Origin of the sequence: Klebsiella sp. SWET4 (assembly GCF_024296565.1) — a bacterium.
GTDB classification, from domain to species: Bacteria; Pseudomonadota; Gammaproteobacteria; order Enterobacterales; family Enterobacteriaceae; genus Klebsiella; species Klebsiella variicola.
The window spans coordinates 67719-86368 of record NZ_JANCOB010000005.1; the positions used below are offsets into that span (position 1 = coordinate 67719).

At 63.0% G+C, this 18650-nt stretch carries 22 protein-coding genes; 19 read left to right on the plus strand and 3 right to left on the minus strand.

The features are described from left to right. Genes gspF through NKJ21_RS13560 form a run of 10 tightly spaced genes read left to right on the plus strand, consistent with a single transcriptional unit; the run spans position 1 to position 7305 of the window. A complete protein-coding gene (gene gspF, locus NKJ21_RS13515; RefSeq protein ID WP_012542823.1) occupies positions 1 to 1215 on the plus strand; it encodes a type II secretion system inner membrane protein GspF in 1215 nt (404 codons plus the stop codon). A gap of 20 nt (positions 1216 to 1235) precedes the next feature. Then, a complete protein-coding gene (gspG, locus tag NKJ21_RS13520) occupies positions 1236 to 1658 on the plus strand; it encodes a type II secretion system major pseudopilin GspG (RefSeq protein ID WP_002889054.1) in 423 nt (140 codons plus the stop codon). Then, positions 1658 to 2173 (plus strand): type II secretion system minor pseudopilin GspH, encoded by a 516-nt coding sequence (gspH, locus tag NKJ21_RS13525; protein ID WP_008807378.1) that lies wholly within the window; start codon positions 1658 to 1660, stop codon positions 2171 to 2173. The genes gspG and gspH overlap by 1 nt, the downstream gene beginning before the upstream one ends. Continuing rightward, the gene (gspI, locus tag NKJ21_RS13530; protein WP_004894160.1) at positions 2170 to 2535 is read left to right on the plus strand and encodes a type II secretion system minor pseudopilin GspI; all 366 of its coding nucleotides are present in this window, start codon (positions 2170 to 2172) and stop codon (positions 2533 to 2535) included. The genes gspH and gspI overlap by 4 nt, the downstream gene beginning before the upstream one ends. Then, positions 2532 to 3128, plus strand: a complete 597-nt coding sequence (gspJ, locus tag NKJ21_RS13535) for a type II secretion system minor pseudopilin GspJ (protein ID WP_032731630.1) — start codon at positions 2532 to 2534, stop codon at positions 3126 to 3128. Before gspI ends, gspJ begins: the two co-directional genes overlap by 4 nt. Next, the gene (gspK, locus tag NKJ21_RS13540) at positions 3125 to 4105 is read left to right on the plus strand and encodes a type II secretion system minor pseudopilin GspK (RefSeq protein ID WP_077264701.1); all 981 of its coding nucleotides are present in this window, start codon (positions 3125 to 3127) and stop codon (positions 4103 to 4105) included. The genes gspJ and gspK overlap by 4 nt, the downstream gene beginning before the upstream one ends. Next, the gene (gene gspL / locus NKJ21_RS13545; RefSeq protein ID WP_039102856.1) at positions 4098 to 5294 is read left to right on the plus strand and encodes a type II secretion system protein GspL; all 1197 of its coding nucleotides are present in this window, start codon (positions 4098 to 4100) and stop codon (positions 5292 to 5294) included. Before gspK ends, gspL begins: the two co-directional genes overlap by 8 nt. Continuing rightward, positions 5287 to 5772, plus strand: a complete 486-nt coding sequence (locus NKJ21_RS13550) for a type II secretion system protein M (protein WP_008807382.1) — start codon at positions 5287 to 5289, stop codon at positions 5770 to 5772. Before gspL ends, NKJ21_RS13550 begins: the two co-directional genes overlap by 8 nt. Next, the gene (locus NKJ21_RS13555; RefSeq protein ID WP_064142873.1) at positions 5762 to 6508 is read left to right on the plus strand and encodes a type II secretion system protein N; all 747 of its coding nucleotides are present in this window, start codon (positions 5762 to 5764) and stop codon (positions 6506 to 6508) included. Before NKJ21_RS13550 ends, NKJ21_RS13555 begins: the two co-directional genes overlap by 11 nt. Next, positions 6505 to 7305: an A24 family peptidase gene (locus NKJ21_RS13560; RefSeq protein WP_023297075.1), complete on the plus strand. Its 801-nt coding sequence runs from the start codon at positions 6505 to 6507 to the stop codon at positions 7303 to 7305. The genes NKJ21_RS13555 and NKJ21_RS13560 overlap by 4 nt, the downstream gene beginning before the upstream one ends. Positions 7306 to 7327: 22 nt before the next feature. Here the strand turns inward: NKJ21_RS13560 and hrpB are convergent, their stop codons facing one another. Further along, positions 7328 to 9757 carry an ATP-dependent helicase HrpB gene (hrpB, locus tag NKJ21_RS13565; RefSeq protein WP_254732943.1) on the minus strand — a complete coding sequence of 810 codons (2430 nt, stop codon included), beginning with the start codon at positions 9755 to 9757 and terminating at the stop codon, positions 7328 to 7330. A 72-nt stretch (positions 9758 to 9829) separates the two neighbouring features. Here hrpB and thpR point away from each other — a divergent pair, with 72 nt between their 5' ends. The 9 genes from thpR (at position 9830) to panD (ending at position 16825) form a co-directional block, all read left to right on the plus strand. After that, entirely contained in the window at positions 9830 to 10366 is a 537-nt protein-coding gene (gene thpR / locus NKJ21_RS13570) for an RNA 2',3'-cyclic phosphodiesterase (RefSeq protein WP_008807387.1), read from the plus strand. Further along, positions 10366 to 11082: a DNA/RNA nuclease SfsA gene (gene sfsA, locus NKJ21_RS13575; protein ID WP_008807388.1), complete on the plus strand. Its 717-nt coding sequence runs from the start codon at positions 10366 to 10368 to the stop codon at positions 11080 to 11082. Before thpR ends, sfsA begins: the two co-directional genes overlap by 1 nt. A 162-nt stretch (positions 11083 to 11244) precedes the next feature. Beyond that, positions 11245 to 11700 (plus strand): RNA polymerase-binding protein DksA, encoded by a 456-nt coding sequence (dksA, locus tag NKJ21_RS13580; RefSeq protein ID WP_007749299.1) that lies wholly within the window; start codon positions 11245 to 11247, stop codon positions 11698 to 11700. A 59-nt stretch (positions 11701 to 11759) separates the two neighbouring features. Continuing rightward, positions 11760 to 12641, plus strand: coding sequence for a tRNA glutamyl-Q(34) synthetase GluQRS (gluQRS, locus tag NKJ21_RS13585; protein ID WP_008807390.1), 882 nt, complete (start codon positions 11760 to 11762; stop codon positions 12639 to 12641). 62 nt (positions 12642 to 12703) lie between these two features. Continuing rightward, positions 12704 to 14098: a polynucleotide adenylyltransferase PcnB gene (gene pcnB / locus NKJ21_RS13590; RefSeq protein ID WP_071582539.1), complete on the plus strand. Its 1395-nt coding sequence runs from the start codon at positions 12704 to 12706 to the stop codon at positions 14096 to 14098. Next, positions 14095 to 14574 (plus strand): 2-amino-4-hydroxy-6-hydroxymethyldihydropteridine diphosphokinase, encoded by a 480-nt coding sequence (folK, locus tag NKJ21_RS13595; protein WP_012542831.1) that lies wholly within the window; start codon positions 14095 to 14097, stop codon positions 14572 to 14574. Before pcnB ends, folK begins: the two co-directional genes overlap by 4 nt. A gap of 119 nt (positions 14575 to 14693) precedes the next feature. Beyond that, a complete protein-coding gene (gene panB / locus NKJ21_RS13600; protein WP_012542832.1) occupies positions 14694 to 15485 on the plus strand; it encodes a 3-methyl-2-oxobutanoate hydroxymethyltransferase in 792 nt (263 codons plus the stop codon). A gap of 11 nt (positions 15486 to 15496) precedes the next feature. Then, positions 15497 to 16351, plus strand: a complete 855-nt coding sequence (panC, locus tag NKJ21_RS13605) for a pantoate--beta-alanine ligase (protein WP_008807394.1) — start codon at positions 15497 to 15499, stop codon at positions 16349 to 16351. Positions 16352 to 16444: 93 nt separating this feature from the next. Then, positions 16445 to 16825 carry an aspartate 1-decarboxylase gene (gene panD, locus NKJ21_RS13610; RefSeq protein ID WP_004204397.1) on the plus strand — a complete coding sequence of 127 codons (381 nt, stop codon included), beginning with the start codon at positions 16445 to 16447 and terminating at the stop codon, positions 16823 to 16825. Positions 16826 to 16861: 36 nt separating this feature from the next. Here the strand turns inward: panD and NKJ21_RS13615 are convergent, their stop codons facing one another. Next, on the minus strand, positions 16862 to 18115 hold the full coding sequence (locus NKJ21_RS13615; RefSeq protein ID WP_023297072.1) for a polysaccharide deacetylase family protein: 1254 nt from the start codon (positions 18113 to 18115) through the stop codon (positions 16862 to 16864). A 58-nt stretch (positions 18116 to 18173) separates the two neighbouring features. Next, on the minus strand, positions 18174 to 18614 hold the full coding sequence (locus tag NKJ21_RS13620; RefSeq protein ID WP_008807397.1) for a PTS sugar transporter subunit IIA: 441 nt from the start codon (positions 18612 to 18614) through the stop codon (positions 18174 to 18176). Between the last annotated feature and the right edge of the window lie 36 nt (positions 18615 to 18650).

Sequence of the window (18650 nt, forward strand, 5' to 3'; positions counted from 1 at the left end):
ATGGCCCTGTTTCGCTATCAGGCACTGGACCCGCAGGGCAAAACCCGCCGCGGCGTTCAGCAGGCCGACTCCGCCCGCCACGCCCGCCAGCTGCTGCGGGACAACGGCTGGCTGGCGCTGGAAGTGACCGCCGCCGACCCGGCGCGCCGGTTGTGGCGCGGCGGATCCCTCACCCGGCGCACCAGCGCCGGTGATTTAGCCCTGCTCACCCGCCAGCTGGCCACCCTGGTTGCCGCCGGGATCCCGCTGGAAAAAGCGCTCGATGCCGTCGCCCAGCAGTGCGAAAAGGCGCCGCTAAGAACGTTAATGGCCGGGGTGCGCAGCAAAGTACTCGAAGGCCATTCGCTGGCGGAGGCGATGCGCGGCTATCCCGCCTGCTTCGATGGACTGTTCTGCGCCATGGTGGCGGCTGGCGAAACCTCCGGCCATCTCGACGGCGTGCTGAACCGGCTGGCGGACTATACCGAGCAGCGCCAGCAGCTTCGCGCCCGCCTGCAGCAGGCAATGATCTATCCCATCGTGCTAACGCTGGTCGCCATCAGCGTGATCGCCATTCTGCTCTCCACTGTGGTCCCAAAAGTCGTTGAGCAGTTTGTTCATCTGAAACAGGCCCTGCCGTTCTCCACCCGGCTGCTGATGAGCCTGAGCGATATCGTGCGCAGCGCGGGGCCCTGGCTGGTGCTGCTGTCGCTACTGGCGCTGCTGACGCTGCGTTATCTGCTGCGCCAGCCCGGCCGGCGGCTCGCCTGGGACCGGATGCTGCTGCGCCTGCCGGTCATCGGCCGCGTGGCGCGCAGCGTGAACAGCGCACGCTACGCCCGCACCTTAAGCATTCTCAATGCCAGCGCGGTGCCGCTGCTGCTGTCGATGCGCATCAGCGCCGGCGTCCTCAGCAACGCCTGGGCGCGCAGCCAGCTGGCGGCGGCCAGCGAATCGGTACGCGAAGGCGTCAGTCTGCATCGGGCGCTGGAATCCACCGCCCTGTTCCCGCCGATGATGCGCTACATGATCGCCAGCGGCGAGCAGAGCGGCGAGTTGACCGCGATGCTGGAGCGCGCGGCGGAGAACCAGGACCGGGAGCTGAGCGCGCAGATCCAGATGGCCCTCAGTCTGTTTGAACCCCTGCTGGTGGTCACCATGGCCGGCATGGTGCTGTTTATCGTGCTGGCCATCCTGCAGCCGATCCTGCAACTGAACACCCTTATGAGTATGTAACTGTATTAATGGAGAAAACTATGCAACGGCAACGCGGTTTCACGTTACTGGAAATTATGGTGGTGATCGTCATTCTCGGCATTCTCGCCAGCCTGGTGGTGCCCAACCTGATGGGCAACAAGGAGAAAGCGGACCGCCAGAAAGTCGTCAGCGATCTGGTGGCGCTCGAGGGGGCGCTGGATATGTATAAACTGGACAACAGCCGCTACCCCAACACCGAGCAGGGACTGCAGGCGCTGGTGACCGCCCCGGCCGCCGAGCCGCACGCCCGCAACTACCCGGAAGGCGGCTATATCCGCCGCCTGCCGCAGGACCCGTGGGGAAATGAGTATCAGCTGTTAAGCCCGGGTCAGCATGGCGCCATCGACGTCTTCAGCGTCGGCCCGGACGGGATGCCCGACACCAATGACGACATCGGCAACTGGACCCTCGGGAAGAAATAGTGTCTCAGCGCGGTTTCACGCTCCTTGAGATGATGCTGGTCCTGCTGCTGATTGGCGTCAGCGCCAGCATGGTGCTGCTGGCGTTTCCCTCCGCCCGCACCCAGGAGGCCACACAGATCCTGGCGCGCTTTCAGGCGCAGCTGGATTTTGTCCGCGAGCGCGGGCAGCAAACCGGTCAGCTCTTCGGGATCGTCATCCACCCTGACCGCTGGCAGTTTATGCGCCTGCAGCCTGCCGACGAAGACGCTCCGGCGGCGGCTGATGACCGCTGGGGCAACGCGCAGTGGCTGCCGCTGCAGGCCGGACGCGTCACCACGGCGGAAACCCTCCCCCGGACCAGGCTGACGCTGCGCTTTCCCGACGGCCAGGCGTGGACGCCAGGCGAGCAGCCCGACGTGCTGATCTTCCCAGGCGGCGAAGTCACACCGTTTCAGCTGCGGATTGACGCCGCGACGGGCATCACCATCGACGCCCAGGGTGACAGCCAGCCGCTGGCGGCGCGGGAGCAGCCATGAAACGCCAGGCCGGGATGACGCTTATCGAAGTGATGGTCGCGCTGGTGATTTTCGCCCTCGCCGGTCTGGCGGTGATGCAGTCCACCCTGCAGCAGACGCGCCAGCTTGGGCGTATGGAAGAGAAAATCCTCGCCAGCTGGCTGGCGGATAATCAGCTGGTGCAGCTGCGGCTGGAGAAACGCTGGCCCGCCCTCAGCTGGTCCGAAACCACCGTGGAAGCCGCCGGAACGCGCTGGTTTGTCCGCTGGCAGGGAGTGGAAACCGCGCTGCCGCAGCTGCGGGCGCTGGACGTGGAGGTCCGGCGGCAAAAAAGCGATCCCGCGCCGCTGGCGACCCTGCGCACCTGGGTGACGCCGCCATGATAACGAAAATGCGCGGTTTCACCCTGATTGAAACGCTGCTGGCGCTGGCTATCCTCGCCGTCCTTAGCGCCGCCGCCGTGATGGTACTGCAGAACGTCATCCGCGCCGATGGCCTGACCCGCGAGAAGAGCCAGCAGATCGCCGCCCTCCAGCGCGCCTTTCGCCAGATCGCCGACGATGTCACGCACATCATTCCCCGTCGCGCCAGAAACAGCGACACGCTTTTCTTCGCCGGACGTTTCCAGTTGCAGAGCGACGACTGGGGGCTGGCCTTCAGCCGCAGCGGCTGGCCGAACCCGCTGGGGATCCTCCCGCGTTCGGAGATCCAGAACGTCAGCTACCGTCTGCGCCAGCAACAGCTTGAGCGACTGAGCTTCGATCTGCAGGATCCGCTGACCGGCAGCCAGCCGACGGTTCGGGTGGTATTGCGCGAGGTGACGGCGTTTCGCCTGCGGTTCTACGCCGACGGACGCTGGCAGGAGACCTGGGATCGCTCGCAGACGCTGCCGCAGGGGCTGGAGATCACCCTGACGCTGGCGAACAGCGGGGAGATCACCCGCCTGTTTTTACTCACCCCGGGAGGCAGCCAGTGAAAAATCGGCAACGCGGCGTCGCGCTCCTGATGGTGCTGTTCATCCTCGCCCTGATGATGATCCTCGCCAGCGCCATGACCGAACGCACCGCGGTCATGTATCAGCATACCGCCGTGACCCTCGATAATCTGCAGGCCAGATGGTACGCCCTGGCGGCGGAAAACATGGCCGCCGCGCTCCTGCAACGCGACGCGCTGGACTCACCCAGTCAAACGAACCTGGCGCAAAGCTGGGCGCAGGAGGGGCGCCGCTTTACCCTCGACGATGGCGAAATCCTCGCCACGATCCGCGACGGGCACGCCTGCTTTAACCTCAATGCCATCAACCATCGCGCGGATGAAACCAGCGGCGGAACGCCCTACCCGACCGACGTCTTCGTCCGGCTGTTGGCGCTGCTCGGCGAATCGCCGCTGCGCGCCAGCCAGATCGCCGCCGCCCTTGGCGACTGGACGGACAGCGACGGCCAGCCGCGGCTGAACGGAGCAGAGGATGAGGTCTATATGGCGCAAACCCTGGGCTATCTCGCCGCCAACCAGCCGATGCAGGATGTCAGCGAGCTGCGCCTGCTGGCGGGTATGGACGCCGCCCTCTATCAGCGCCTGCTCCCCTTCGTCTGCGCCCAGCCGGATGACGCGCTGCAGGTCAATGTCAACACCCTGCGGCCCTCCCAGGCCCCCCTGCTGGTGGCCCTATTTCCCGGCGAGCTGACGCTGCAGGAGGCGCAACAACTGCTGCACAACCGCCCGCGAACCGGGTGGAGCAGCGTCGCTGCGTTTCTCGCGCAGCCGACGCTGCAGAAAACCGATACCACGCTTGCCCGCCCCTGGCTGACGGTGCACAGCACGCGCTTTATCGCCGCCTTTACCGTGGCGACCGGCAATCTTCGCTTTCAGCTGCACAGCGTCCTGCAACAGGAGGGGCGCACGTTTACCGTCGTCCAGCGGCGATATGGACTTTCTATGGTGGTCGATGAATAAGTTTAACGCTTCTCCCCAGGCCATGCTGATCGTGCGCTTCGCCCCCGGGCTGGCGCCGCTGCACTGGCAACTCTTCGCCCCCGGCGAGCCGCACCACGAGGCCAGCGGCCGGTGGCCGGCTGACGACGCCAGCCCTTTCCCGGCGCTGGCGGCGCACTACCCCGCCTGGGTGCTGATCCCGGCCAGCGACTGCGCGTTTCACTCGCTCACCCTGCCGGCGGGCTTGCGTAAACCGCCGCTGCAGGTCGCCCCATTCCTGCTGGAAGAGCAGCTGGCCGACGATGTCGAAGCCACCCATTTTGCCCTGCTCCACCGCCAGCAGGCGCAGTGCGAGATCGTCGCCGTACAGCGGCAGAAAATGCGCGACTGGCTGGCCCGCTGCGAGTCGCTCTCCCTTCGGCCCCTGGCGTTGACGCCCGACGTGCTGGCCCTGCCCTGGCATCCGCCAGCGTGGAGCGCGGTGCAGGTGGACGAGCAGTGGCTGATCCGCCACCAGCCGTGGGGCGGCATGGCGGCGGAAAACGTCTGGCTGACGGAGCTGCTGCAGAGCGAGGCGGAAGAACCAGTCATCGACAGCTATTCACCGCCGCCCGCGGCGCCGGGCGTCTGGCGGGCGCAACCTGCGCAGACATTGCTGACCCTTGCCGCACGCTATCCGGCAACGCAGCAGCTCAGTCTGCTGCAGGGGGAGTTTGCCGTCCGTCGGCGGCGGCCTGCACAGGCGACCTGGCGTTCGGCGCAATATGCCGCACTGGCTCTGGCGTTACTGGTGGGGACAAACAGCGTGCTGGACCATCTCGATCTGGCGCGTCAGGCCGAGGCGGCGCAGCAGGCCAGCCGGGCTTTCTATCACCGCTGGTTTCCGACGGAGAAAAAGGTGATTAATCCGCGACTGCAGATGCAGCAACACCTGCAAACCCTCGCCCGTCAGGCGCAGCATGCCCCCCTCGTCGATCGCCTCAGCGCGCTGCAAAACATCCTCAGCGACACGCCGGGGATCCGCCTGCGGACGCTGAGCTGGGATGCCGCGGGCAACCGTCTGCAGCTGGATATCGCCGCGGTCTCTTCCCGGGCGCTGGAGCAGTTCACCCAGCGGGCGCAGCCGCGGTTTCGCGTCCGGCCAGGTGACATGACCACGAAACCGGATGGCATTGAGGGACAACTGACGCTGGAGGAAAACAATGGCTAATCTGCTTATCTGGTGGCGGCAGCGCACGCCGTCCGAGCAACGCCTGCTGCTCGGACTCGCGGGGCTGCTGGTGGTATGCGCCCTCTGGTACGGATTGTGGCAGCCCTGGCGAGCCCGTGAGGCGCAGTGGCGACAAACCCTGATGAAAGAGCAGGCCAGCCTGCGCTGGATGACGCAGCAGACTCCGCGCCTGCAGCAGCTCAGCCAGCAGCCCACGCCGACGGCAAAAGAGGCGCTCACCGCCCTGGTGATGCGCGAGGCGGCGAGCCACGGGCTGGCCGTCGCCCGCCTGCAGCCGCAGGGAAAACGTCTGCAGGTCACCCTCCAGCCCTGCACCTTCCAGGCGCTGATGGCGTGGCTCGACGCCCCGGCGATGCGTGGCGTCAACGCGGTCTCCCTGTCCGTGACCGGGCAGCCGTCGCGGCCCGGCTGGGTTATGGTCAACCATCTGCTGCTGGAGCGCGACGATGAAAGCTAAAGGGATCGCGGGCGGACTGCTGCTGGTCCTCTATCTGTTGTGGCTCACCGCTACCGCCCCGGCGCGCCTGCTGGTCCCGATGCTGCCGCCCGGCGTACAGGTGGGCAGCCTCAGCGGCAGCGTCTGGCGCGGCGCGGCGCAACCGGTCTACTGGCATGGCGAACGGCTTGAACGACTGGCGTGGTCGCTGACCCTGGCTGGCTGGCAGGTCTCTCTCAGCGATCCCCGCGGTGTGGAGGGTCAGGCCCGGCTGTGGGGCCTGCGCGATCTGCGCCTGCAGGAGGGGCGGCTCACCGCCCCCGCCAGCCTGCTCAGCCGCTGGCTGATGTCGACCATGCCCGTCAGCGCCGAGGGAGAGGTCACTTTCAGCCTGGCCGAAGCACACTTCAGCGAGGGGCGCTGCCGACAAATCACCGCCGGAGGCGCGCAGTGGCGTCAGGCCCGACTGCACTCCCCGGTCGGCAGCCTGGAGCTGGCCCAGGTTAATGGCACCTTCCGCTGTACGGCGGACGGCGCCGTGGCGCTGACCCTCCGCCAGGATTCTCATCAGCTGAGCCTCAGCGGCCAGGGGACCCTGTCGCCCGATGGCCGCTATCTGTTTCGCGGTACGCTACAGCCCCGGCAGGGAATGCCGCCGCTGTTGGCGCTGCTGGTGACGCGCCCCGCCGCTAAAAACGAGCCGGGTCGCACACCGTGGCAGATTCAGGGAAAATGGTTACCCCAGGAGCAAAAATGACGACATTAACGGCATTATCGCTGCACTTTCCCCTTGTCTGGTATGGCTTCCTGCTGCTGTTCGGCCTGGCGCTGGGCAGCTTTTACAACGTGGTGATCTATCGTCTGCCGCGCATGTTGACCCAGACCGCGGACGACGAGCGGATAACCCTCAGCACCCCGGGCTCCTCCTGCCCGCAGTGCCGCCAGCCGATCGCCTGGCGGGACAATATCCCGCTGCTCAGTTTCCTCTGGCTGGGCCGTCGCGCCCGCTGCTGTCAGGCGCCCATCGAGTGGAGCTATCCGCTGACCGAGCTGGCCACCGGCCTGCTGTTTATCCTCGCCGGGGCGCTGCTCGCGCCGGGCCTGCCGCTGGCGGGCGGCCTGCTGCTGCTCTCGTTCCTGCTGATGCTGGCGCGGATTGACGCCCGGACCCAGCTGTTGCCCGACCGTCTGACGCTGCCCCTGCTGTGGGCCGGGCTGCTGTTCAATCTTAACGAGGTGTACATTGCCCTGCCGGACGCGGTCGCCGGGGCGATGGCCGGTTATCTGGCGCTGTGGTCGGTCTACTGGCTGTTCCGCCTGCTGACCGGGAAAGAGGCGCTGGGCTATGGCGATTTTAAGCTGCTGGCGGCGCTGGGCGCCTGGTGCGGCTGGCAGGTTCTGCCGCAGGTGCTGTTGCTCGCCTCGGCCTGCGGGCTGGTGTGGACCCTGCTGCAGCGCCTGTGGACCCGGCAGTCGCTGCAGCAGCCGCTGGCCTTCGGCCCCTGGCTGGCGCTGGCCGGAGGGGGCATTTTTCTCTGGCAGCAGATGGTCTAGCGGTTACTGCCCGGCCAGACGACTACGAATATTTTTTGCTGCGCCGGGTCGGGGCGGTGTTGGCCGGATCGTCCGGCCAGACGTGTTTCGGGTAGCGTCCCTTCATCTCTTTTTGCACCTCGCGGTAGCTTCCCTGCCAGAAGGCGCTCAGATCGCGGGTGATCTGCAGCGGACGCTGGGCGGGCGACAGCAGCTCCAGCACCAGCGGCACCCGCCCCTCGGCGATAACCGGCGTCGTGGCCTCGCCGAACATCTCCTGCATACGTACCGCCAGCGCTGGCGGGTTCTCCGCATGGTAACGGATCGCCAGACGGCTGCCGGTCGGCACGGTATAGTGCGTCGGCAGCTCGCGATCCAGCTTCTGGCGCAGCGGCCACGGCAGCCAATCCTGTAGCGCCTGACGCAGATCCAGTGCCTTCAGCGCCCGCAGCGAGTGAACGCCGTTCATCTGCGGCAGCAGCCATGCCTCCAGCGAGGCCAATAGCGAAGCGTCATCCACCGCGGGCCACGCCTCTTCCGGCAACCACTGCGCCGCACACTGCAGCCGCAGTCGCAGCTGCTCAGCCTCTGGCGTCCAGTTGAGCACACCGAGGCCTTTCTCACGAATACCGTTGAGCATCGCCTGATGCAGCTCCGCCTCAGAGGGCTTCGCCAGCGGCTGGGTCTTGATCACCAACTGGCCTATCACCGTCCGCCGCCAGGCTTTCAGCGTCCCCTGCGCTTCATCCCACTCCACCGTGTCGGAACGCTGCGCCAGCTCGGGACGGGCGGCGATCAGCTCGCCGATATCCACTGGCAGAGCCAACAGCATGCGGGCATCCGGCGAGGCGCTGCCCTGCAGCAGCAGCGGAGCGATCAGCCACTCATGGCGGCCCAGCGCGTCGTCGGCGTCCAGCATCGCGCCCATGCCGTTCGCCAGCTGGTAGCGCCCCTCCTGACCGCGGCGGCGGACGATGCGATCGGCGAAGGCCGACGCCAGCAACCCCGCCATTCCTTCGGCATCGGGCTGGCCGCCGCGGCGGGCCAGACGCTTCATCAGCTGCTGCGCCCGCTGCTGCCAGTTGGTCTGCTGACGGGAAAAGACGGCGCCCAAATCCACCAGCCCGCCGCGCGGAGGCTCCTCAAGGATCGCCGCCAGCCTGGCCGCCGTCGCCGCCTCGTCATCGGTCTGCGCGGCGGCCAGCATCGCCGCCAGCCGGGGCTCGTTGCCGAGGGTCGCCATTTTGCGGCCAAACGCCGACAGCCGCTCGCCGTCCAGCGCCGAGAGCGCCTCCAGCAGGCGGCGCGCGGCGGCCAGGTTCACCGCGGGCGGCTGATCCAGCCAGGCCAGCGCGGCCGGATCGTGGCAGCCCCACTGCAGCAGCTCCAGCAGCAGCGCCGACAGATCGCTGTGCAGGATCTCCGGTTCGCTCTGCGCCGCCGCCCGTTCCGCCTGTTCTTTGCCGAGCAAATGCAGGCAGATCCCCGGAGAGAGACGGCCGGCGCGTCCGGCACGCTGCGTCATCGATGCCTGGCTGACGCGCTGCGTCACCAGCCGGGTCAGGCCGGTGCGCGGGTCAAAGCGGGCGACCCGCTCCTGGGCACTGTCGACCACCAGGCGGATCCCCTCGATGGTCAGACTGGTCTCGGCAATATTGGTGGCCAGCACCACTTTGCGCTTCCCGGCCGGCGCCGGGAGGATCGCTTTGCGCTGCTCGCTTAGGGGCAGCGCGCCGTACAGCGGGCAGAGGATGACATCCTCCGCCACGCGCTCCGTCAGTTGTTCCTGAACGCGCTGGATCTCACCGACGCCGGGCAGAAACAGCAGCATCGATCCCTGTTCATGTCGCAACAGCTCCGCTGCCGCCACCGCCACCGCCTCATCAAAGCGCTGGTGCGTGGGAAGCGGGTTGAAACGGCGCTCCACCGGATAAGCGCGCCCCTCCGAGACCACCACTGGCGCCTCAGGCAGCAGACGCTGCAGGCGATCGTTATCGAGGGTCGCCGACATGATCAGCAGCTTGAGATCGTCACGCAATCCCTGCTGGACGTCGAGCAGCAAGGCCAGCGCCAGATCCGCCTGCAGGCTACGCTCGTGAAACTCATCGAGGATCACCAGCCCCACGCCCGCCAGCTCCGGATCGCGCTGGATCATGCGCGTCAGGATCCCCTCCGTGACCACCTCCAGGCGGGTCTGCGGCCCGACGCAGGTTTCGGCGCGCATGCGGTAACCCACGGTCTCCCCCGGCTTTTCGCCAAGCAGTTCAGCCAGCCGCTGCGCGACATTACGCGCCGCCAGGCGCCTCGGCTCCAGCAGGATAATGCGTCCCGCGATGTTGCCCTCGGCGAGGATCTGCAGCGGCAGCCAGGTCGATTTCCCGGCGCCGGTCGGCGCGTTGAGCAAAACCTGCGGCGCGTGCTGCAGGGCGGATAACAGTTCTGGGAGGACGGCGGCAACCGGCAATGAGGACACAAAAGGCTCCGGGGGTTAACATTCAGGGGCTCGCATTGTAGCATCCCCCTAATTCATTACCGAGTCTCTATCATGTCTGAGCCGAAAAGGCTGTTTTTTGCGCTTGAACTGCCGTCTGCCGTCCAGAAACAGATCGTCCAGTGGCGGGCAAGCCACTTCCCCGAGGATGCCGGCAGGCCCGTCGCGGCGGATAACCTCCATCTGACGCTGGCGTTTCTCGGCGAGGTGAGCGCGGAAAAACAGCGGGCGCTGGCCGCCCTCGCTGGCCGGCTGCGCCAGCCGGGCTTTACCCTGACACTGGACGATGCCGGACAGTGGCTGCGCTCGCGGGTGGTCTGGCTCGGGACCCGTCAGCCGCCGCGCGGCCTGCTGCAGCTCGCCAGTATGCTGCGCGCTCAGGCGGCGCGCAGCGGCTGCTATCAGAGCCCGCAGCCGTTTCATCCGCATATTACCCTGTGGCGCGATGCCCGCCAGGCGGTGCCGATCCCGGCTCCCGGCTTTCACTGGTCGTTTCCGGTGAACGAGTTCGTGCTTTATGAGTCCAGCTTCGGCCGGGGGCGCACGCGCTACACGGCGCTGGAACGTTATCCGTTTCATAAGGAAAGTTGATGCAGTTTGATCCGCCGTTACAGCCCGCTATTTTGCTTAAACGTTACAAACGATTTCTTGCTGACGTGGTTACCCCCGATGGCCGTGAGCTGACGCTTCACTGCCCCAATACCGGCGCAATGACCGGTTGCGCCGCCCCGGGCGACACCGTCTGGTATTCCACTTCTGACAATGCGAAGCGCAAATATGCCCACACCTGGGAATTAACTGAAACGCAACAGGGCGCGGTTATTTGCGTCAATACGCTGCGCGCGAATTCGCTGGCAAAAGAGGCGATTTCCGCCGGAATAATCCCTGAGCTTTCCGGCTATAACCAGCTGAAAAGCGAAGTGAAATATGGCGAAGAGAATAGCCGTATCGATATTATGTTACAGGCAGATGACCGACAAAACTGCTATATTGAAGTGAAATCGGTTACGTTGGCGGAGAAAGAATACGGTTATTTTCCCGATGCGGTGACCACGCGCGGTCAGAAGCACCTGCGGGAGCTGATGGCCGTCGCGGCAAATGGCGACCGTGCGGTGATTTTATTTGCCGTTTTGCATTCGGCAATTGACCGTTTCTCTCCCGCGCATCATATTGATGCCAGATACGCACAGCTGTTAACAGAAGCCCGCGACAAGGGGGTGGAAATTCTCGCCTGGAAGGCGGAACTTTCTACGACGAAGATGACTCTGAATAAGCCGATTGCCGTGGTGTTAAACCCCGGGAAATAAGTGGCTAAATAGTGTTCGGGTCGCAAGCGCGAATACGCTTTTCTTCACAGGGTTGTCAAGTGTAACGTTTAGATAATTGCTATCCGGAAAAGCATCTGCTATTTATAGCGGCCTGATTTTCCCCCACATGGGGATCGATAGTGCGTGTTAAGGAGAAGCAACATGCAAGAAGGGCAAAACCGTAAAACATCGTCCCTGAGTATTCTCGCCATCGCTGGGGTGGAGCCGTACCAAGAGAAACCGGGCGAAGAGTATATGAACGAAGCCCAGCTGGCGCACTTCAAGCGTATTCTTGAAGCATGGCGTAATCAACTCAGGGATGAAGTGGATCGCACCGTAACGCACATGCAGGATGAAGCTGCCAACTTCCCGGATCCGGTAGACCGTGCCGCCCAGGAAGAAGAGTTCAGCCTGGAACTGCGTAACCGCGACCGCGAACGTAAACTGATCAAAAAGATCGAGAAAACGCTGAAAAAAGTTGAAGATGAAGACTTCGGCTACTGCGAATCCTGCGGCGTGGAGATCGGCATTCGCCGTCTGGAAGCGCGTCCGACTGCGGATCTGTGCATTGACTGCAAAACCCTGGCGGAAATTCGCGAAAAACAGATGGCGGGCTAATCCCCTGCTGCCTCACTCTCTGGCGGGAGTCTCTCCCGCCTGGTTCTGTTGTCCGTAACATGACTGACTCACGCTATATTGGGCGCTTTGCTCCCTCCCCCTCCGGTGAACTCCACTTCGGCTCTTTGATTGCCGCGCTCGGCAGCTACCTGCAAGCCCGCGCGAACCAGGGTATCTGGCGCGTTCGTATTGAAGATATCGACCCGCCGCGCGAAGTCCCCGGGGCCGCCGACACCATTCTGCGCCAGCTTGACCACTACGGTCTGCACTGGGACGGCGACGTGCTCTGGCAGTCGCAACGACATGAAGCTTACCGCGAGGCGCTGGCCTGGCTGGGTGAACAAGGGCTGAGCTATTACTGCACCTGCACCCGCGCGCGGATCCATGCCGTAGGCGGGATCTACGATGGTCACTGCCGCGACCTCGGGCTGGGGGCGGAAAACGCCGCGCTGCGCCTGCGCCAGACCCGTCCGGTGCTGCAGTTCACCGATCGCCTGCGCGGCACGCTGGTCGCCAACGAGCCGCTGGCGCGCGAGGATTTTATTATCCACCGTCGCGACGGCCTGTTTGCCTACAATCTGGCGGTGGTGGTTGATGACCACTTTCAGGGGATCACCGAGATCGTCCGCGGCGCTGACCTGATTGAGCCGACGGTCCGGCAGATTTCACTGTATCAGCATTTTGGCTGGCAGGCGCCGGACTACCTCCATCTGCCGCTGGCCCTCAATGCTGACGGGAATAAACTCTCTAAACAAAACCACGCACCGGCGCTGCCGGAAGGCGATCCGCGCCCCGAAATTGTCCGGGCGCTCCGGTTTCTTAATCAGGACATCGCCCAGGACTGGCAAGCCCTGAGCATGGACGATTTACTCAGTCAGGCCGTCGCCAACTGGCAGCCCGCAAAAATCGAGCATTCTCAAATGGCTCCCGCTGAGCTATGATTAGCCGCTATTTTTATACTGTACAGTTGATCTGAAGTCCGTCTGACACTACGAGGTGCACCATTTTTACCCGAGTCGCTAATTTTTGCCGTAAGGTGCTAAGCCGTGAGGAGCGCGAGGCAGAAGCCGCCGTCGAACCCATGCCTATGACGGTGATCCCGCGTGAGCAGCATGCTATTTCCCGCAAAGATATCAGTGAAAACGCCCTCAAGGTCATGTACCGCCTCAACAAGGCAGGCTACGAATCCTGGCTGGTCGGCGGCGGTGTCCGCGACCTGCTGCTTGGCAAAAAGCCGAAAGATTTTGACGTCACCACCAACGCCACGCCGGATCAGGTGCGCAAGCTGTTCCGCAACTGCCGTCTGGTCGGGCGACGTTTCCGCCTGGCGCACGTCATGTTCGGGCCGGAAATCATTGAAGTGGCCACCTTCCGCGGCCACCACGAAGGGCACACCACCGATCGCGTGACCTCCCAGCAGGGCCAGAATGGCATGCTGCTGCGGGATAACATCTTCGGTTCGATCGAAGAGGATGCCCAGCGTCGCGACTTCACCATCAATAGCCTTTATTACAGCGTGGCTGACTTTACCGTTCGCGACTACGTCGGCGGCATGAAGGATCTGCAGGACGGCGTGATCCGCCTGATCGGCAATCCGGAAACCCGCTATCGCGAAGATCCGGTACGCATGCTGCGCGCGGTGCGCTTTGCCGCCAAGCTGGATATGCGTATCAGCCCGGAAACGGCTGAACCACTGCCGCGCCTGGCCACCCTGCTCCACGACGTGCCGCCGGCACGCCTGTTCGAAGAGGTGCTTAAGCTGCTGCAGGCCGGGTATGGCTACCAGACCTACATGCTGCTGCGCGAATACAACCTGTTCCAGCCGCTGTTCCCGACCATCACCCGCTACTTTACCGAGCGCGGCGACAGCCCGATGGAGCGGATCATCAGCCAGGTGCTGAAGAACACCGATAACCGCATTCATAACGACATGCGCGTCAATCCGGCCTTCCTCTTCGCGGTGATGTTCTGGTATCCGCTGCTGGAGACGGCGCAAAAAATCGCCCAGGAGAGCGGCCTGGCGTACTACGACGCCTTCGCTCTGGCGATGAACGATGTCCTGGACGAAGCCTGCCGTACGCTGGCGATCCCTAAACGCATCACTACCCTTATTCGTGATATCTGGCAGCTGCAGCTGCGCATGTCCCGTCGCCAGGGCAAACGCGCCTGGAAACTGATGGAGCATCCGAAATTCCGTGCCGCCTACGATCTGCTGGAGCTGCGCGCCGGGGCGGAAAACAACAGCGAACTGCAGCGTCTGACCAAATGGTGGGGCGAATTCCAGGTCGCCGCGCCGCCGGAACAAAAAGACATGCTCAACGACCTCGGGGACGATCCGGCGCCACGCCGTCGCCACCGTCGTCCGCGCAAACGCGCGCCGCGTCAGGGTAACGCATGACCCTGGTCTATATCGCGCTTGGCAGTAACCTTGCTTCTCCGCTGGAGCAGGTGCAGGCAGCCATCCGCGCGCTGGGCGATATTCCGCACAGCCGCGTGGTGAACGTCTCTTCGTTCTACCGCACGCCGCCGCTGGGCCCGCAGGATCAGCCGGACTATCTCAACGCCGCCGTCGCGCTGGAAACCACCCTGGCGCCCGATGCGCTGCTCGATCACACTCAGCGCATCGAGCTGCAGCAGGGTCGGGTGCGCAAAGCTGAACGCTGGGGACCGCGCACGCTCGACCTCGACATCATGCTGTTTGGCGATGAGGTCATCAATAGCCCGCGCCTGACCGTTCCGCACTATGATATGAAAAACCGCGGCTTTATGCTCTGGCCGCTGTTCGAGATCGCTCCGGATCTCCATTTTCCTGACGGCCCTGCGCTGCGCGCCGTGCTGGATGATCTGGGCGCGGAAAAACCCGCGAGCTGGTAATCCCCTCTCCTTTTTTAGCATTTGCGGCGATCGTCGTAATCGGTTGCCCAAAATCATTGCCCCTCTGAATGCTGCTGTTAGAATGCCGGTTAATATGACTTTCATCATCAGGAAATGTTATGAAACCGACCACCATTGCCCTGCTGCAGAAATGCAAACAGGAAAAGAAGCGCTTTGCCACCATTACCGCCTACGACCATAGCTTCGCGAAGCTGTTCGCCGATGAAGGCATTAATGTGCTGCTGGTGGGCGATTCCCTGGGAATGACGGTACAGGGTCACGACTCCACCCTGCCGGTCACCGTGGAAGATATCGCCTATCACACCCGCGCCGTCCGCCGCGGTGCGCCGAACAGCCTGCTGCTTGCCGACCTGCCGTTCATGGCCTACGCCACCCCCGAACAGACCTTCGAAAATGCGGCCATCGTGATGCGCGCTGGCGCCAATATGGTCAAACTCGAAGGCGGCGCCTGGCTGGCCGATACCGTGAAGATGCTGGCGGAACGCGCGGTGCCGGTTTGCGGCCACCTCGGCCTCACGCCGCAGTCGGTAAACGTATTCGGCGGGTATAAAGTGCAGGGGCGCGGCGATGCAGCGCAGACCCTGTTTGACGACGCATTAGCGCTGGAAGCGGCTGGCGCGCAGCTGCTGGTGCTGGAGTGCGTCCCGGTAGAACTGGCGAAACGCATTACCGACGCCCTGACCATTCCAGTGATCGGCATCGGCGCGGGCAACGTCACCGACGGGCAGATCCTGGTGATGCATGACGCATTCGGGATCACCGGCGGCCACATCCCTAAATTCGCCAAGAATTTCCTTGCCGAAGCGGGCGACATCCGCGCCGCGGTACGGCAGTATATTGCCGAAGTTGAATCCGGGGTCTATCCGGGCGAAGAACACAGTTTCCATTAAGGAGTCTTGTTGTGCTGATTATTGAATCCGTGCTGCTGCTGCGTCAGCATATCCGCCGTCTGCGTCAGGAAGGTAAGCGTATCGCGCTGGTTCCGACGATGGGCAACCTGCATGATGGTCATATGAAGCTGGTTGATGAGGCTAAAGCCAGCGCGGACGTGGTGGTGGTCAGTATTTTCGTCAATCCGATGCAGTTTGACCGCGCCGACGACCTGGCGCGCTATCCACGCACCCTGCAGGATGATTGCGAAAAGCTGAACAAGCGCCATGTCGACTTTGTCTTCGCGCCGACGCCGGCGGAAGTTTATCCCCAGGGCACCGAAGGCCAGACCTACGTCGACGTCCCCGGCCTGTCCACTATGCTGGAAGGCGCCAGCCGCCCGGGCCACTTCCGCGGCGTGTCGACCATCGTCAGTAAGCTGTTCAATCTGGTTCAGCCGGACGTCGCCTGCTTCGGCGAGAAAGACTTTCAGCAGCTGGCGCTGATCCGCAAGATGGTCGCCGACATGGGCTACGATATCGAGATTATCGGCGTGCCGATCGTCCGCGCGAAAGATGGCCTGGCGCTGAGCTCGCGTAATGGCTACCTGACCGCCGACCAGCGCAAAATCGCTCCCGGCCTCTACAAGGTGCTGAGCGCGGTGGCGGAAAAACTGGCCGCCGGCGATCGCCAGCTCGATGAGATCATCGCTATCGCTGAACAGGAGCTGAATGAAAAAGGCTTCCGCGCCGACGACATTCAGATCCGCGATGCCGACACCCTGCTTGAGCTGACGGATGCCAGCCAGCGCGCGGTGATCCTGATGGCCGCCTGGCTGGGTCAGGCCCGCCTGATCGACAACCAGATCGTCACGCTCGGTCAGTAGACAGCGGGTAAAAATCGGGCAATACTTGCCCGGGCTTTTCTCAGGGCGGACGACCTGTCCGCTCTGCTACATTAAGGTTGAAGGGTAGAAGTTATGATGCGTAATATGCTGCAGGGCAAGCTCCACCGCGTAAAAGTCACGCAGGCTGACCTGCACTATGAAGGTTCATGCGCCATTGACCAGGATTTCCTGGATGCGGCCGGTATTCTGGAGAATGAAACCATTCACCTCTGGAACGTCACCAACGGCAACCGTTTCTCCACCTACGCCATTGCCGCCGAGCGGGGCTCCAGAATCATCTCCGTCAACGGCGCCGCCGCGCACTGCGCCAGCGTCGGCGATATCCTGATCATCGCCAGCTTCGTCACCATGTCTGACGAAGAGGCGCGCCGCTGGCAGCCCAACATTGCCTACTTCGAAGGCGACAATGAAATGAAGCGCCAGGCGAAAGCCATTCCGGTGCAGGTCGCCTGATGACCGCGGCGCCGCGCTCAGGCGCAGCGCCGAAGTTTACCCCTGCGGCTGGTTACTGATCAGCCGCGACATCGTCTCCAGCGAATCCGTGCGTAAGATATATAACCGCTTTAGCAGAAACGGATTGTCCCCCGGCTTCACCTTCCCACGCACCGTCGTCACCGCCATATGAAACCCGGCGTCATTCGCCGCCTGCACCGCCGTGGCGTTATAGCCGCCGAAGGGATAGGAAAGGTAGAGAACATGCGGATTAAACTGGCTGAGCGCCCGGCGCGAGCGGGCGAAATCAAACAGAATATTATGGTAATTGCGGCTGAATAAAATCGGCCGGCGGCCGGCGTCAACCCGATGCAGGAAGTGGGTATGCGACTGAATATCAAAAACATCCTGGATCTGCCGGAGCTCAGAAATACTCATGAACTGCAGCGATTTCGGATCCCATTTCTGCGGATGGCGCTTAATACGCGAGGAGATAATAAACGCGGTGGCATGAAAACCGTACTGCTTTAGTACCGGATAGGCGTAACGGTTTACCGATTTCAGGCCGTCATCGAATGTGATGACCACTGCCCGCGCCGGAAGGTTGATTTTATTACGCACATAGCCTTCCAGCTGATACAGGGTCAGCGTGGTATAGCCCTGATCGCGCAGCCAGGTCATCTGGTTGTTGAAGGCGCGTACCGAGGTGGTGGTCGAGGTATGGCGGAAACGGGTGTTCTCTTCGTCGCGCAGAATGTGATGATAGGTCAGCACGGGAATACCATTATCTTCCTGCGCATCCAGACTGCTGACCCACGCCAGCCGGTCGCCAATGCGGATCTGAAACCAGGTCTGATTGAGCCGGTCTTTTAGCTTGCTGAGGATCGGATAGCGCAGGTTAGTGGCCAGCGTACCAAACGGCACGCTGCTCACGGCGGGTGTGTTGTAGAGCGGCGTATCTTTCCAGGTGAGCAAATTCTGGTTACTCAACGGTTTATTGAGATCCCCCAGTCGGTCCTCCACGCGCTGCTTACCCTGTACCGGCTCGAGGTGGCCTTTATCAATAAACCCGGTGCCGAAGCCGAAGCGAAATTCATAATAGTCAGCCGCCGTCGGGACGACCGCGAGGATCTGCCCGGCACGCACATTGCCGACGCTGACCACATGATTCCCCACCTGCGCCCAGATGACCGCGTCTTCGGTGGTCTGCATATAGCGCACAGGCTTGCCCTGCTGGCTAAGCAGACTGGCGGAAGCGCTGAGCGAGGTCAGTAAAAGAAGCAGCGTAAAAAATCGGGCAAGCATGCGCATCGAACCGGTAAACCATCAACGGCAGCTATTGTAACAAAAGCGGCATCTGTCACGCTGCTTAATTTCCGAAGGTATCATGACGCAAGCGGAACGGGGGGTTCTTCTGCTGCTGATGCCACAAGCTGCTCACCATTGGCCCGCCCGCGCTGACGATAGCCTGGCGAAACGCCTCGCTGCTTAACGTGTTCCGCAGCAGATACATTCGCTCAAGTAATGAATAGCTGACGCCGGAGATCACTTCGCAGTGGGTATGTTTGTGGCTCATCAGCGCCGCGGCCCGATAAGGCGCCGCGCCGGTTCTGTCGGTCAGGAAAATGACTCCGTCCCCGGAGTCGGTGGCATGCAGCGCATCGCACATCATCCGGCTCAACATATTACTGCTGAGATTGCGCCAGTAATTGACCGCCCGGCACTGGGCCAGCGGACCAAATTTTCGTTCAAGACGATCCAGCATCTCCTGCGCCAGCTCATCGTGGCAGGTAATGACCCAACCAAGCATGCTTCCCTCCTTAGCCAGCCAACAATGTAGCAAGGG